This is a genomic window from Halomonas borealis, assembly GCF_004798905.1.
GTDB lineage: Bacteria > Pseudomonadota > Gammaproteobacteria > Pseudomonadales > Halomonadaceae > Halomonas > Halomonas borealis.
Window position 1 is genome coordinate 41,817 of the sequence record NZ_SDMO01000010.1, and the last position, 13,234, is coordinate 55,050.

Sequence of the window (13,234 nt, forward strand, 5' to 3'; positions counted from 1 at the left end):
GCGAAACAAGCAAAGGCTCAAGGCAGCTCGTAGCGTAACGGCGAGGCCGCCCGGGGCAGCCCGACCCATTCGGCGGCGACTCGCCCGAAGCGCCGCGTCAAGCGCTCGAAGGGGTCCAGCTGCGGCGTGTAATCCTCGGTCCGCGGCGTAGCCAGGCGCTCGCGCGCCAGCGTATCGAGGCTGCCGAGCTCGTCGATCAGCCCCAGATCGAGGGCCTGCTCGCCGGTCCAGATCAGGCCGCTGAACAGGCGCCCGTCGTCGGCGAGCCGGTCGCCACGCCCGGCCTTGACGTCATCGATGAACTGGCGATGCGTGGTGGAAAGCACTTGCTGCCAGAATTCGCGCTGCTCGGAGGAGATCGCCGAGAAGGGGTCGAGGAAGGCCTTGTTGTCACCGGCGGTGAACACCCGTCGCTCGACTCCCAGGCGCTCGATGGCGTCCTTGAAACCGAAGCCGGCATTGATGACACCGATCGATCCCACCAGGCTTGCCGGAGCGGCGACGATCCGGTCGGCGGCGGCAGCCACATAGTAGGCACCGCTGGCACCGATATCCTCGATCACCGCGATGATTGGCTTGTCACCCTGCGCGCGCAGGCGCATCAGCTCGTCATAAATGCGCTGAGACTGCACCGGGCTGCCACCGGGGCTATCGATGTGCAGCACCAGCGCTTCGGCATCCGGCGCCTCCCAGGCCCGCCGCACCCCCTCGATGACCCGCTCGGCGCTGGCCCGGGAGTCGCCATCGATCACGCCACCCACCTCCACGACCCCCAGGTGAGGACCGGCCGCATCGCCACTCCCCGGCACCGCGAAGAGGCCGTAGAGCGTCGTGCTCAGCGAGGCCAGGATCAGGAAGGCGAACAGGAAGCGGAAGAACAGTTTCCAGCGCCGCGAACGACGCTGTTCGCTGAGCACACCATCGATCCAACGATCGAGCATCGCCTGCTGAGCAAGCGCACGGCGCTCACGCAGCGTCTCGGCATCTTCCGCATCGGCCTCCGGCGTTGCGTCGGCCATGTCTCGGCGTCGCCGTGCGTCCCGGGCCTGCCCGGCGCTGAGTTCGGGACCCTGGGTCCAATCATCGCGTCGTTCGTCGTCCATAACGTTACCTCCTTAAAACGAGAATCGCGGCGTTCAGCCGTGCAGCCAGTCGACCAGGGCCGGAAAGGCCTCGGCGGTGAACACCGGACGACTGACGGCCAGGCGCTCCGGCGCATGCACCCCATAGGTCACGGCGATGCGATCCATGCCCAGCGCCCGGGCCATCTCCAGGTCATACTCGGTGTCGCCGACCATCACCGCCTCCTCGACCGGCACCGCGAGTTCGGCAAGCAGCTCCTCGAGCATCCGCGGGTGCGGCTTGGAAAGCGTCTCGTCGGCCGTGCGACTGGCATGGAACCAGTGCCCGGCGTCGCTCTCGCGAAAGACCCGATCGAGCCCGCGACGGCTCTTCCCGGTGGCCACCGCCAGGCGGCTGCCGGCATCGGTACGCAGCCGCGACAAGCCCTCGACCACCCCCGGATAAAAGGGCATCGGCGTGACGTCGCCTTCCACGAAGTGATAGGCGTAGCGGCGTCGCAAGGCCTCCGCATCCTCGGGGCCGATCCCCGGGCACAGCTTGGCGATGGCCTCGGGCAGCCCGAGCCCGATGATGTCGCGCACATTCTCCGCGGGCAGCTCCCCCCAGCCAACATCGCGCCCGGCGGCCTGCATGCAGGCGACGATGCGTGCCACCGAGTCCATCAGGGTGCCGTCCCAGTCGAAGATCATCAGTCGATAACGCATAAAGGCTCCGGGTCAGCGGGCATGACGGGCGCTTTCCAGCACGCCGTCGAGGGCCTCGCCCAGCGGTGCGCGGATCTTCACCGGCTTGCCGCTGGTCGGCTCGGGAAAGGTCAACGAGGACGCGTGCAGGAACAGCCGCGACAACCCCAGCTGCGCGGCGATACGCCCGCCTTCCCGGCTACCGTACTTATCATCGCCGAGCAAGGGGTGGCCGGCATGCGCGGCATGCACGCGAATCTGATGGGTGCGACCGGTGACCGGCTCGGCCTCGATCAGGGTGGCGCGGGCGAAGGCTTCGCGCACCGCGAAGCGCGTGCGCGCCACCTTGCCCGCGCTATCGACCCTCACCCGGCGCTCGCCGTTGCCGGCGTCGAAGCGATCCAGGCGGGCGCTGACGAAGTCGCGCCGAGCCGGCCAGCGGCCCGCCACCAAGGCCAGGTACTGCTTGCTCATCTCATGGCGCTTGAGCGCCGCGTTGAGACTCAACAGCGCCGGCCGCGACTTGGCCAGCAGCAGACAGCCGGAGGTGTCGCGATCCAGGCGATGCACCAGCTCGAGGAAGTCCAGGTCTTCGCGGACCTGGCGCAGGGCCTCGATCAGGCCGATCTTGACCCCGCTACCACCATGCACGGCCAGCCCCGAGGGCTTGTTGATGACCATCCAGTCGCGACCTTCCAGCAACACGCTGCCGGCCAGCAGGTTACGCAGGTTATCGCTGACCTCGCGCACCGCCTCGCGCGGGGCAAGCCTGAGCGGCGGGATGCGTACCACATCACCCAGCGCCAGGCGTGTATCGGCCTTGACGCGCTTCTTGTTCACCCGCACCTCACCCTTGCGCACGATGCGATAGATCAACGTACGAGGCACGCCCTTGACGCGCGTCATCAGGAAGTTGTCGACCCGCTGACCCACCTGGCCCTCGGTCACTTCCACCCACTGCACCTCGCGACCATCGCTCATCCAGCTCTCCACTTGCCAGCGTCGTAAAAGCCGCATTCTACCCCACTGCGTAGCGTCCTGCCGCCAATTGCTGGGCATCTCCTTTACTGTTATATTGCCGAGGCGTTCCAATGGACAGAACCGTCCGCTCGGCGCCTGCACGACAGACACGCAGGCCGGAACGATAAAATCAGGCCGCGACGACGCTCCCCACGAGGTCACGCCGCCGACAGGAAAACGATACAACGCCACGCCCGCCCCGCCTCGCTCCCGACGAGCAAGCGGCGACCACGGGATACGTATAACACCGTGCCGGAGGCCGGCGTTGGCGAATCGATGAATGCCAGGTGTTGGCGGTGACCGCAGGACCGGATGGGCAACGCAACGACCCGCCGAGAACATGTCCTGCCTCCGCCCCGTACTCAACATGATCATGCCGTGCCGGCTCGCCACCGTTTTCAGGCCCCGACACGGACGGGCGCAGTTTCGCTTCCGCGACATGCGCTGAGCACAAGCACGCAGCACCCAGCGGTTCGCCTTCGTCATTGCCCATGGGCGCCCACCGGCGCGTCCATTTTGCGAGACGACATGAAACGGATGCTCATCAACGCGACCCAGCCCGAAGAGCTGCGCGTCGCCCTGGTCGATGGACAACGCCTGTACGACCTGGACATCGAATCCGGTGCCCGGGAACAGAAGAAAGCCAACATCTATCGCGGCAAGATCACCCGCGTGGAACCCTCCCTCGAAGCGGCCTTCGTCGATTTCGGCGCAGATCGCCATGGCTTCTTGCCCCTCAAGGAAATCTCCCGCGAGTACTTCCTCAAGGAAACCTCGGGCCGCCCCAACATCAAGGAAGTGCTCAAGGAAGGCCAGGAAGTCATCGTCCAGGTCGACAAGGAGGAGCGTGGTAACAAGGGCGCGGCCCTGACCACCTTCATCAGCCTGGCCGGGCGCTTTTTGGTGCTGATGCCCAACAACCCTCGGGCCGGCGGCATCTCGCGACGCATCGAGGGCGAGGAGCGCGCTCAGCTCAAGGACGCCATGAGCCAGCTGACCGTGCCCGACAAGATGGGCCTGATCGTGCGCACCGCCGGCATCGGGCGTAACCCCGAGGAGCTGCAATGGGACCTCGACTACCTGGTGCAGGTCTGGGAGTCGATCACCGAGGAAGCCGGTAAGCGGTCCGCCCCCTTCCTGATCTACCGCGAGTCCAACGTCATCATCCGCGCCATGCGCGACTATCTGCGCCAGGACATCGGCGAGGTGTTGATCGACAGCGAGCAGGTTCATCAGGAAGCGCTCGGCTTCATCCGCCAGGTGATGCCCTCCTACCAGCAGAAGATCAAGCGCTACGCCGACGAGGTCCCGCTGTTCTCGCGCTTCCAGATCGAATCCCAGATCGAGACCGCCTACGAGCGCGAGGTCAAGCTGCCCTCCGGCGGCTCGATCGTCATCGACCATACCGAGGCACTGGTCTCCATCGACATCAACTCGGCCCGCGCCACCCGCGGCAGTGATATCGAGGAGACCGCGCTGCAGACCAACAGCGAGGCGGCCGACGAGATCGCCCGCCAGTTGCGCCTGCGCGACATCGGCGGCCTGGTGGTCATCGACTTCATCGACATGAGCCCGGCGCGCAACCAGCGTGAGGTCGAGAACCGCATGCGCGATGCGCTCAAGCTCGATCGTGCCCGGGTGCAGATCGGTCGCATCTCCCGCTTCGGACTGATGGAAATGTCCCGCCAACGGCTGCGCCCCTCGCTGGGTGAGACCAGCGGCGTGGTCTGCCCGCGCTGCGACGGCCAGGGCACCATCCGCGACGTGCGCTCCATCTCGCTATCGATCATGCGCCTGATCGAGGAAGAGGCGATGAAGGAGCGCAGCGCCCAGATTCGCGCCATCCTCCCGGTGCCGGTCGCCACCTACCTGCTCAACGAGAAGCGCACGACGCTGGCCGACATCGAGCGTCGCCAGGGCGTACGCGTGGTGATGCTGCCCAACCCCGAGATGGACACGCCCCACTACGACGTACAGCGTCTACGCGACGACCATGTCGACGAGGAAGGCACCGCCAGCCTGCCCAGCCACGAGCTGCCTACGGCCACCGAGGTCGGCAAGGAGCCCGAGGCCGCCTTCGGCAAGCCGGTGCAGCGCGACGAAGCCGCGGTGAAGACCGTGGTGCACCACGACCCGGCGCCCGCCTCCCTGCTGCAGGAAGAGCCCGCCGCGCCGAGCGAGGCGAAGCCCAATAAGCCCAAGGCCGCCGCATCGGCCGAGCCGAAAGCCAAGCCCGCCGAGAAACCGGCCCACAAGCCGGCCCCCACGGCGAAGCCCAGCGCCGCCACGTCGGCCGCTCGCGAGGGGGTTCTGAGCCGCCTGGCCAAGGGTTTCTCGCGTCTGCTGAGCGGCGAAGAATCCGCCCAGCCGAGCCAGCCGCCCCGCCAATCCGAGCGTGGCACGCAATCGAGCCAGCGCCAGGCCAATGCCTCTCGCACGGCCGGCGACAACGGCGGTCGCCAGGAGCAGCGCGGCGAGGGCAACAAGACCGGCGACAACCGTTCCGGTGGTGGTAATGGCCGCCAGCGCAACAACCGGCGTGGCGGTCAGCGCCAGGAACGCGGCGACCAACGCGACGAGTCGCGCAACAACGGCAAGCCGCAGCGCCAAGGCGACGGCAAGCCCCGCAACGACAAGTCCGAACAGGCCGACAAGAGCGGCGGCCAAGGCCGTGGCGGTCGTGGTCGCGGCCAGCGCCAGGACGACGGTCGTCAGCAGGCCGAGGGCCGCAAGCCTCAGGAAAGCAATAACCCGGCGCGCAAGCCCCAGGGCGGCAAGCCGCAACAGGGTGGCAAGTCTCAGGACACCAAGCCTCAGGAAGGCAAGGGTCAGGACCGCAAGGCCGAGCCGACCAAGCCCGAGCGCCCCCAGGATGATGGCGCGGCCGTCGCGACGGATACCACGCCGAAACGCACGCGCAACAACCCGCGCCGGCGTCGTCGCCAGCACGCCCTGAACCCGGACGCGGTCGCCGAGCAGCAACGCCTGCAGGCCGAGGCCGCCAAGGCCGAGACCCAGCCCGAAGAGGCCAAGTCCGAGGCACCCCAGGCCGAGGCGAAAGCCGAAGCACCCGAGGCCGAAGCCAAGCCGCAGCCGAAGGCCGAGGCGAAAGCCGAAGCGCCCAAGTCCGAAGCCAAGCCAGAGCCGAAGGCCGAAGCGCCCAAGTCCGAAGCCAAGCCGGAGCCGAAGGCCGAAGCGCCCAAGTCCGAAGCCAAGCCAGAGCCGAAGGCCGAAGCGCCCCAGGCCGAGGCCAAGCCGCAGCCGAAGGCCGAAGCGCCCAAGTCCGAAGCCAAGCCAGAGCCGAAGGCCGAAGCGCCCAAGCCCGAGGTCAAGCCGGAGCCGAAGGCCGAAGCGAAAGCCGAAGCGCCCCAGGCCGAAACTAAGCCGCAGCCGAAGGCCGAGGCCAAGACTGAGGCAGCCGAGGTCAAGCCGGAGCCGAAGGCCGAAGCGAAAGCCGAAGCGCCCCAGGCCGAGGCCAAGCCGGAGCCGAAGGCCGAAGCGAAAGCCGAAGCGCCCCAGGCCGAGGCCAAGCCGGAGCCGAAAGCCGAAGCGCCCAAGTCCGAAGCCAAGCCGGAACCGCAAGCCGAGGCTCAGCCCGAAGAGACCAAGCCGGAGCCGCAGGCCAAGGCGAAAGACGAGACGCCGCATCGCCGCCGTCGCGCCCATAACGACCCACGAGAAATCCGTCGTCGGGAACAGGAGGCTAAGCGGCAGGAAGGCTGATCCTGACGCTACCCCCTGAAAGCAAACGCCCGTGGCCATTGGCCACGGGCGTTTTCGTCGGTCACGGAAAAAATCGAACGGTAGCGCTAGGCGTTGTCTGAAAAGTCGTCGAGCAAAGGCTAGGGCTAGGCCCGCTCCAGACGGGCTCGCGCACTTCCCACATCCATGTGGGGCGCAAGACAAGAATCAGCGACAAATCGACAGGGGTTGCCAATTTGGGCAGCTCCGCTGCTCGAAGAGCGAATGACAGGATGTCGCTCGTCAAAAGCCGGAGTTTACGGAGTGCCAATGGGGACTTTGAGCTGATTGTTAGCGTGGCATGGCCGAGCGCAGACGGTTTTCAGACATTGCCTAGGTCTCGCCTTCGCCTTCTCCCACCAGCCGGGGCTCACGCTCCAGCGCCACGGCGAAGCGGCGCTCCACCCTCTCGGCAATACTCGCGGCGAAGGCCAACAGTCCGGCCGCGTCGCCACCGCCATGATGGACCAGCACCAGGGCCTGACGGTCGTGGACCGCGAAGGGACCGTCACGCCAGCCCTTGAGCCCGCAACGATCGATCAGCCAGCCGGCCGCCAGCTTGGTGCGGCCATCCGCCAACGGGTAGCCGGGCATGTCGGGGTGCACCGCGCGCAGCGCCGCCGCACGCTCCGCGGAGACCACCGGGTTCTTGAAGAAGCTCCCGGCATTACCGAGCACCGCCGGGTCCGGCAACTTCTCACGACGCACCGCACACACGGCCTCGGCCACCTCGAGCGGCGTAGGTGACGCCCCGACCCGGCGCGCCAGGTCGCCGTAACCGAGCCTCGGCTCGCCCCGACGCGAGACCCGCAACACCAGCCGGGTGATCACCACCCGCCCCGCCAGGGCATGCTTGAAGACGCTGTCGCGATAGCCGAAGCCACACGCCTGCGCGTCCAGCACCGCCTCGCGGCCATCGTCGAGACGGACGAGATGCACCGCCTCGAGCACCTCCGCCAGCTCGACGCCATAGGCACCGATGTTCTGGATCGGCGCCGCGCCACAGTGGCCGGGGATCAGCGCCAGGTTCTCCAGCCCCCAGAGGCCTCGCTCGGCCAACGCCATGACCAGCTCGTGCCACACCACGCCGGCCTCGACATGGACCCGCACGGCGTCGCCCTCGGCCTCTTCCAGCCACCATGCACGCAGGGCCGGCTGGACCACCAACCCGGGCAGCGTGGCGGGCAATATCAGGTTGCTACCACCGCCCAGCACCAGGGTCGGCCAGCCCGACCGGCAGGCCAATGCCAGGGCCTCACCGAGCTCGGCGGCGCTGCGCGGGGCGACGAAGCGTTCGGCACGACAGGCGAGCCCCAGCGTATTGGCCGAGGTCAGGTCATGATCGGCGAGGACCGTCAGGCTCAAGCGTCACGCTCCAGGCGGCGACGCAGCTCCGCGACCAGGCCGTTCGAGGCCGCCTCGACCAGGTCCAGCACCGTCTCGAAGCCCTCGTCGCCACCGTAGTAGGGGTCCGGCACCGCGCGTTCGGGCAGCCCGGCGAAGGCCAGAAAGAGCCCCAGGTGTGCCTCGACGCCGCCCGGACGGCGTGCCTCCAGCGCGGCCAGGTTGTCGTGGTCCATGGCCAGCAGATAGTCGTAGCGGATGAAGTCGTCATCCTCCAGCTGGCGGGCCCGCTGGGCGGAGATATCGAGCCCGCGCGAGGCCGCGGCGGCCTGGGCCCTGACATCCGGAGCCTTGCCCGCGTGCCAGGAACCGATACCGCAGGAATCGACCTCGATGCGATCGGCGAGCCCCGCCTCCTCCAGCTGGCGACGCAGCATGCCCTCGGCGGTAGGCGAACGACAGATATTGCCCAGGCAGACGAACAGCACCCGCATCACGCCTCCCCTTCCGCATGCCCCAGGATCTCGCGAACCCGGGCAAGGTCCTCGGCGGTGTCCACCCCGGCCGGATGCGGCTCCCGGGACAACGCGACCTGGATGGCATGGCCATGCTGCAGGGCACGCAACTGCTCGAGCTGTTCGAGCTGTTCGAGCGCCGAGGGCGACCAGTGGCGATACTCGGCGAGGAAACTCGCGCGGTAGGCGTAGAGGCCGATATGACGCAGCCAGGCATCGGTCTCGAGCAGCTCGGGCCGGGCGGCGAAGGTGTCGCGATCCCAGGGGATGGGCGCACGGGAGAAGTACAGCGCGCGCCCGGAGAGTGCGCGCACCACCTTGACCACGTTGGGATTGAACAGCGTCTCGACATCGCCGATCGGCTCGGCCAGGGTGGCGATCGAGGCGCCGGGGTCGTCCATGAGGCGGGCCGCCACCTGATCGATCAAGGCAGACGGCAGCAGCGGCTCGTCGCCCTGGACATTGACCAGCACGGCGTCGTCGGAAAGCCCCAGGCGTTCGGCCACCTCGGCCAGGCGATCGGTACCCGACGGATGATCGTCGCGGGTCATCACCACCTCGGCACCCAGCGACGCGAGGCCTGCCTCGATGCGCGGATCATCGGTGGCCACCACCACACGGCCGGCGGCGCTGGCCGCCGCCCGGCGCCAGACATGCGCCACCATCGGCTCGCCGGCGATATCGAGCAACGGTTTACCCGGCAGACGGCTAGACGCGAAACGCGCCGGAATCACGGCGATGAAATCCTGCATCATGCCTCCTCAGCCCTCGGCGCCGGTCGACGGCGGCAGTTTCTCGTCCACATCCAGGGCCCGCGCCTCGTCGGGCAGCATCACCGGGATACCGTCGCGCACGGAATAGGCCAGGCCGTCGTAGCGACAGACCAACTCGCCTGCCTCACGATCATAGACCAGCTTGCCCTTGCACAACGGGCAGATCAGCATCGCCAGCAGTTGCTTGTCCATCTCTCACGCCTCCGGAATCAGCATCGACGACCGCCTGAACGGCGGCCGCCAGGAAAGTCACAGCGTCGCCAGGCGCTCGTCCAGCCAGGCGACGAATTCAGGATCGGGCAGCGCCTCCACCTCCAACACCCAGGCCTCGTCTGCCTCCAACTCGCGGCACTTGACCGCGTCCTTGGCGGTCATCACCAACGGGCGACCGTCCGCGAAGGTCAGGTCATCGGCATTGAAGCGATGATGGTCGGCGAAGGGATGCGTCCAATGGGCGATCCCCAGCTCCTTGAGCGTCTCGAAGAAGCGCGCCGGGCGGCCGATACCGGCCAGGGCGTGCACCGGCGCCACGAACGGCGTCGGCATCACCGCCCGACGATCACCGCCGCCCAGCGGGCGCCAGCCGGCCGGCGCGAGGCGCATGCGATAGCGGCCGTCGAGGGCGGTGTCGCGAGGCGTGCCGTTGACCATCACGGCATCCACCGTCGACAGCCGCTCGAGCGGCTCACGCAGCGGGCCGGCCGGCAGGCAGCGGCCGTTGCCGAGCCCCCGGTGGCCATCCACCACCACCAGCTCGAGGTCACGGCCCAGCGGCAGATGCTGCAGGCCGTCATCGGACAGCAGGATATCGCAGCCTGCCTCCACCAGCCGCCGGGCACCCCGCGGGCGATCGGGGTCGACCACCACCGGCACGCCGGTCTGATCCGCCAGCATGCGGGGCTCGTCGCCACAGGCCGAGGCCGGGGTCTCGACATCGACCCACAATGGATAGCGCTCCGCCCGACCGCCGTAACCCCGCGATAGGATGCCCGGCGTCCAACCGCCCTCCTCGAGATGGCGCGCCAGCCAGGCCACCAACGGCGACTTGCCGGTGCCGCCCAGGGTGATGTTGCCCACCACCACGACCGGCACCGGGGCGCGCCAGACCTTGCGCCGGCCCTCGGCGTAGGCACGGATCCGACGCGCCACCACCCGACGATAGAGCCGTTCCAGTGGGCGCAGCGGCCACAGCCAGAAGGCTCCCGCGTAGGCCGCCTCGAGCCAGCGCTCACCGAATCCCTTCATGCCGGCCCGGCATCCTGGAACTGCAGGCGGTGCAGCGCCGCATAGGCGCCCTCGCGCGCCAGCAACTCGGCATGGCTGCCCTGCTCGACGATCTCGCCGCCCTCCATCACCAGGATGCGATCGGCCCGCTCGATGGTCGAGAGCCGATGCGCGATGACGAAGGTGGTGCGATCGCGACACACCTCCTCCAGGGCCGCCTGGATATAACGCTCGGACTCGGTATCCAGCGCCGAGGTCGCCTCGTCGAGGATCAACAACGGCGCATCCTTGAAGATCGCCCGGGCGATGGCCAGGCGCTGGCGCTGGCCGCCGGAGAGCATCACGCCGTTCTCGCCCACCACGGTGGCATAGCCCTGGGGCATGCGTTCGATGAACTCATGCGCGTGAGCGGCCCGTGCCGCGGCTTCGATCGCCGCCGGATCGGGGTCATCGATGCCATAGGCAATGTTGCCGGCGATGCTGGCGTTGAACAGCGTGACCTGCTGGGAGACCAGGGCGATGCTGCGACGCAGCGGCTGCAGCTTGAAGTCCTCGATCGGCACGCCGTCCAGGCGAATGCGTCCCGCCGTCGGCCGATAAAAGCGTGGCATCAGCCCCATCAGGGTCGACTTGCCGCTGCCCGAGCGGCCGACGATGGCCACCATCTCGCCGGGGCTGACCTCCAGATCGATGCCCTTGAGCACCTCCGGCTGATCGGCGCCATAGGCGAAGCGCACGCCCTCGAGGCTGACCCGCCCCTCGAGCCGACCCGGCTCGCGCTGGCCACCATCATCCTCGAGGGAGATATCCAGCAGGCCGAACAGCTCACCGGCCGCGGCCAGTCCCTTCTGGATCGTGGCATTGATCTCGGTGAGTTGGCGCACCGGCTTGGCCATCAGCGACGCCGCGGTGATGAAGGCGACGAATTCACCGGGGGTCATGTCGTCCAGCATCGCCGGCGACATGGCCAACCACACCAGTATCGCCAGGGACAGCGCCACCAGCAGCTGGATCACCGGCGTGCTGGTGGCCTTGGTCAGGGCCTCCTTCATGCTCTGGCGACGGTTGACCTCGCTGGCCTCGGCGAAGCGGGCCTTCTCGAAGGCCTCGGCGCCATGGGTGCGCACCACCCGATAACCGGATAGCGCCTCGGAGGCCACGTGGGTCACATCGCCCATGGAACGCTGGATACGCCGCGAGATGCGTCGGAAACGCTTGCTGGCATAGCTCACCACGCCGCCGATCAGCGGGGTGACCGCCAGGAACAGCAGGGTCAGCATCCAGTTGGTCCAGAGCAGGTAAGCCACCAGGCCGATCACGAACAACCCCTCGCGCAGCAGGATGGTGATCGCCTTGGTGGCGGCCCCGGTCACCTGCTCGACGTGATAGGTGACCCGTGAGATCAGGTGTCCCGTGGAATGCTCGTCGAAGAAGCGCCCCGGCAGGTGCAGCATGTGGCCGAAGACGTCGCAACGCAGCGCGTGGACCAGGTTCCGCGCGACGCTGCTCATGAAATAGGTGCCGAGGAAGGTGCCCAGTCCGCGGGTCGCGAACATGCCGACCACGAACAACGGCAGCATCAGGCGGAAGGCGGCGTCCGGTTGTTGGATGCCGTCGATCAGCCGCTTCATCATCTCGGCCAGCGCCGTACTGGAGGCGGCATAGATGGCATAGCCGACGACAGCCAGGGCGAAGGCTTTCCAATGGGGCTTCACATAGCCCAGCAGACGCTTGTAGAGGGTCCAGCCCGAGTGTTCGCTCACGGTGTCTCCGCTTCAGAATGTGTCGCCTCGGCGGTGGCGATTCGCACCCGCCGAATGTCCAGGGCGCCGGCCCGGTCGAGCACCCGCACCACGTCGGCGTGGGTCGCGCGGGCGTCGGCCTCGATCACAAGCCCGTGCTCGCGAGCGGCCGGGGCGGCGTCGCTCAACGCCACGGCCAGCTGTCCCGCCGTCAGGCGCCGGCCACCCAGGCGATACCCATCGTCGGGGGTGACCACCACCGTCACCGCACTGGCCCCGGCGGTGCCTCCGGCGACGCCCTCGGGGAGTTCCAACTCGAGCGCCCGGCGGGTCTCGAAGGTGGTCGAGACCATGAAGAAGATCAGCAGCAGGAAGACCACATCAATCAGCGGGGTCAGGTTGATGTCCACCGCCTCGCGCCGCCTGCGCGGCACCCTCATGGGAGCTCTCCCTTCCCCGCGGGGCGCCCGGCCGACTCGTGGCGCTCCGCCAGCGTCAGCTCGCCGTCGTGATGGGCCAGGCATTCCACCACCTGGCCGGCCTGCGCCTCGATGCGCAGCGTGATGTCCTCGATCCGCCGCTGGAAGTAGCGATGGAAGATCAGCGCGGGAATCGCCACGCTCAGGCCTGCCGCGGTCGTCACCAGCGCCCGGGAGATGCCACCGGCCAGATCGGCGGTGCGCTCACCGCCGTCGCTTGCGACCAGTACCGCGAAGACCTCGATCATGCCCACCACGGTGCCCAACAGCCCGATCAGCGGCGCGATCGAGGCGACGGTGCCGAGCGGGCTCAGGAAGCGCTCCATGTCGTGCACCACCGCCGTGGCGGCCTCCTGGAAGCGTGCCCGGACCTGCTCGTGACCGAGCCGCGCATGGCGTAAACCGGCCGCCAGCACGCCGCCGAGCGGCGAATGACGCGCCAGCCAGTCGAGATCGACCTGGCCACGCGCCACCTGGGAGCCGACCTCCTCGGCGAGGCCTCGCGGGGCGATACGCGCGGCGCGCAGCGCCCACAGGCGCTCGACCACGATGGCCACCGCCACCAGCGAACAGCCGAGCAACGGCACCATCAGCCAGCCCCCGGCGATCAGGGCCTCCATCAGGGTCATG

General features: G+C 68.2%; 12 protein-coding genes. 1 reads left to right on the forward strand and 11 read right to left on the reverse strand.

Annotated elements, in window-relative coordinates:
* Positions 1–17 precede the first annotated feature (17 nt).
* From sppA to ETC07_RS10880, 3 genes are read right to left on the reverse strand one after another with little or no spacing between them, the layout of a single operon-like run.
* Positions 18–1,103 carry a signal peptide peptidase SppA gene (gene sppA, locus ETC07_RS10870; RefSeq protein WP_136248543.1) on the reverse strand — a complete coding sequence of 362 codons (1,086 nt, stop codon included), beginning with the start codon at positions 1,101–1,103 and terminating at the stop codon, positions 18–20.
* Between the two features lie 33 nt (positions 1,104–1,136).
* Positions 1,137–1,787 (reverse strand): HAD family hydrolase, encoded by a 651-nt coding sequence (locus tag ETC07_RS10875; RefSeq protein WP_136248544.1) that lies wholly within the window; start codon positions 1,785–1,787, stop codon positions 1,137–1,139.
* A 12-nt stretch (positions 1,788–1,799) separates the two neighbouring features.
* Positions 1,800–2,747 (reverse strand): RluA family pseudouridine synthase, encoded by a 948-nt coding sequence (locus ETC07_RS10880; RefSeq protein ID WP_136248545.1) that lies wholly within the window; start codon positions 2,745–2,747, stop codon positions 1,800–1,802.
* A 567-nt stretch (positions 2,748–3,314) separates the two neighbouring features.
* Between ETC07_RS10880 and rne the strand changes: the two genes are divergently transcribed.
* Complete coding sequence (gene rne / locus ETC07_RS10885; RefSeq protein ID WP_205742542.1) at positions 3,315–6,509, forward strand: ribonuclease E; 3,195 nt, start codon at positions 3,315–3,317, stop codon at positions 6,507–6,509.
* Between the two features lie 351 nt (positions 6,510–6,860).
* On the opposite strand, the gene murB is transcribed toward rne, so the two are convergent.
* From murB to ETC07_RS10925, 8 genes are read right to left on the reverse strand one after another with little or no spacing between them, the layout of a single operon-like run.
* A complete protein-coding gene (murB, locus tag ETC07_RS10890; RefSeq protein ID WP_136248546.1) occupies positions 6,861–7,892 on the reverse strand; it encodes a UDP-N-acetylmuramate dehydrogenase in 1,032 nt (343 codons plus the stop codon).
* Positions 7,889–8,365, reverse strand: a complete 477-nt coding sequence (locus tag ETC07_RS10895; RefSeq protein WP_136248547.1) for a low molecular weight protein-tyrosine-phosphatase — start codon at positions 8,363–8,365, stop codon at positions 7,889–7,891. Before ETC07_RS10895 ends, murB begins: the two co-directional genes overlap by 4 nt.
* Entirely contained in the window at positions 8,365–9,138 is a 774-nt protein-coding gene (kdsB, locus tag ETC07_RS10900) for a 3-deoxy-manno-octulosonate cytidylyltransferase (RefSeq protein WP_136248548.1), read from the reverse strand. The genes ETC07_RS10895 and kdsB overlap by 1 nt, the downstream gene beginning before the upstream one ends.
* Positions 9,139–9,147: 9 nt before the next feature.
* Positions 9,148–9,351 carry a Trm112 family protein gene (locus ETC07_RS10905; RefSeq protein WP_136248549.1) on the reverse strand — a complete coding sequence of 68 codons (204 nt, stop codon included), beginning with the start codon at positions 9,349–9,351 and terminating at the stop codon, positions 9,148–9,150.
* Between the two features lie 57 nt (positions 9,352–9,408).
* On the reverse strand, positions 9,409–10,404 hold the full coding sequence (gene lpxK, locus ETC07_RS10910; protein ID WP_136248550.1) for a tetraacyldisaccharide 4'-kinase: 996 nt from the start codon (positions 10,402–10,404) through the stop codon (positions 9,409–9,411).
* Entirely contained in the window at positions 10,401–12,146 is a 1,746-nt protein-coding gene (gene msbA, locus ETC07_RS10915) for a lipid A export permease/ATP-binding protein MsbA (RefSeq protein WP_136248551.1), read from the reverse strand. The genes lpxK and msbA overlap by 4 nt, the downstream gene beginning before the upstream one ends.
* Entirely contained in the window at positions 12,143–12,565 is a 423-nt protein-coding gene (locus ETC07_RS10920; protein WP_136248552.1) for an ExbD/TolR family protein, read from the reverse strand. The genes msbA and ETC07_RS10920 overlap by 4 nt, the downstream gene beginning before the upstream one ends.
* A complete protein-coding gene (locus tag ETC07_RS10925; RefSeq protein ID WP_136248553.1) occupies positions 12,562–13,233 on the reverse strand; it encodes a MotA/TolQ/ExbB proton channel family protein in 672 nt (223 codons plus the stop codon). The genes ETC07_RS10920 and ETC07_RS10925 overlap by 4 nt, the downstream gene beginning before the upstream one ends.
* Position 13,234: the final 1 nt, after the last annotated feature.

Coding starts and splice junctions, on each gene's coding strand:
- ETC07_RS10895 (WP_136248547.1), bottom strand. CDS start 8,365: ATGCGGGTGCTGTTCGTCTGCCTGGGCAATATCTGTCGTTCGCCTACC.
- lpxK (WP_136248550.1), bottom strand. CDS start 10,404: ATGAAGGGATTCGGTGAGCGCTGGCTCGAGGCGGCCTACGCGGGAGCC.
- ETC07_RS10880 (WP_136248545.1), bottom strand. CDS start 2,747: ATGAGCGATGGTCGCGAGGTGCAGTGGGTGGAAGTGACCGAGGGCCAG.
- ETC07_RS10875 (WP_136248544.1), bottom strand. CDS start 1,787: ATGCGTTATCGACTGATGATCTTCGACTGGGACGGCACCCTGATGGAC.
- rne (WP_205742542.1), top strand. CDS start 3,315: ATGAAACGGATGCTCATCAACGCGACCCAGCCCGAAGAGCTGCGCGTC.
- ETC07_RS10920 (WP_136248552.1), bottom strand. CDS start 12,565: ATGAGGGTGCCGCGCAGGCGGCGCGAGGCGGTGGACATCAACCTGACC.
- ETC07_RS10905 (WP_136248549.1), bottom strand. CDS start 9,351: ATGGACAAGCAACTGCTGGCGATGCTGATCTGCCCGTTGTGCAAGGGC.
- sppA (WP_136248543.1), bottom strand. CDS start 1,103: ATGGACGACGAACGACGCGATGATTGGACCCAGGGTCCCGAACTCAGC.
- kdsB (WP_136248548.1), bottom strand. CDS start 9,138: ATGCAGGATTTCATCGCCGTGATTCCGGCGCGTTTCGCGTCTAGCCGT.
- ETC07_RS10925 (WP_136248553.1), bottom strand. CDS start 13,233: ATGACCCTGATGGAGGCCCTGATCGCCGGGGGCTGGCTGATGGTGCCG.